Below are 1326 nucleotides of genomic sequence, written 5' to 3' on the forward strand. Positions count from 1 at the left end.
GGCATTTGCCAGTCTGCTGATGCTTCCAGCTTCCCAGGCATCGATTGCTGCCGCTGCCACCGTCAAGAGCCAGGATCGACAAGACGCATTTCCAGGCGCGGAGGGATATGGAAGGACGGCCCAAGGCGGGCGAGGCGGAGCTATCATCGAGGTCACAAACCTCGAGGACGCCGGGACGGGCAGTCTGCGCGCTTGTGTGGATGCAAAAGGACCGCGCAATTGTATTTTCCGCATTTCCGGCGTCATTCGCCTGAAGTCCTCGCTCCTTGTGGGAGGCGAAAACTCTTTCCTTTCCATTCTCGGTCAAACGGCGCCGGGGGGCGGCATCGTGCTGACGATCGAGGAACCGAATGCCGCAAAATGGAATACGCCGCTTATCGTCAAAAACACACATGATGTCGTCATCCGGCATCTGAGGATACGCCCCCGCTTGTCAAATTCCATCAAGAATGTCGATGCGGTGACCGTCGAGKGCAGCGCCCGGGTCTATGTCGATCATGTATCGGGCTCCTGGGCTACGGACGAAAACATCAACGCCCATGCAGACACCACCGATCTGACGATTGCGAATTCGATTTTTGCAGAAGGGTTGAACAAGCACAGCAAATGCACATTGCTGGGCTCCGACCCGCACAAGCCGCAAAACATAACCTTTGTGCGGAACCTGTGCCTATCCAACCGCGATCGGAACCCGGACAACAATCACTACGGCGGCTCCTGTATCGAAATTATCAACAACGTCTTCTTCAACGCCAAATCAGAATGGGGCGAGATCTTTTCCCAGTTTCCGGGCGGCACACCGATTTCCTATGTGGGGAACTATTTCAAGGCAGGCCCAAGCACTGAGGAGATAACTTACGCCATTCATTCAAAGGAGATATTGAAGGCGGCAAATCCGCAGATTTATCAGGCCGGCAACATGTCGTGGGCTCCGCGATCCAAATCCATCGTCATGGTTGCCCCCGAAACTCRGCCTTACCTGGTCTCAAAGCCGCCATGCCCGCTGTCTGTAAAAGAGATTATTTCAGCGCCAGCCGCCTATGAAGACATCAGCAATCACGCCGGCGCGTTCCCGCGCGACAAACTCGATAGCGATTGGATTGCCGACATGGGGCTTGACGGCAAGGCTGGCCACGGCCGGATGGTCGATGAATCAGGAGAGTTGCCTCCAGTGGAGGAGGGGACTGCCTATGTCGATACGGATCATGACGGAATCGCGGATTCCATCGAGGCGGAACTGAGTGCAAAGGTCGGGGTCGACGACGCCTGGTCGATGAAAGAAGAGGGTGAATGGTCTCATTTCGACGAATTCATGCAGTGGCTCTC

General features: G+C 55.7%; 1 protein-coding gene. It reads left to right on the forward strand.

Annotated elements, in window-relative coordinates; all coding sequences use genetic code 11:
* On the forward strand, window positions 1-1326 hold a 1326-nt coding region (locus AC1D17_RS28980), incomplete at both ends, for a pectate lyase family protein (RefSeq protein ID WP_477568637.1).

The organism is Pararhizobium sp. P1_E7 (assembly GCF_056405855.1).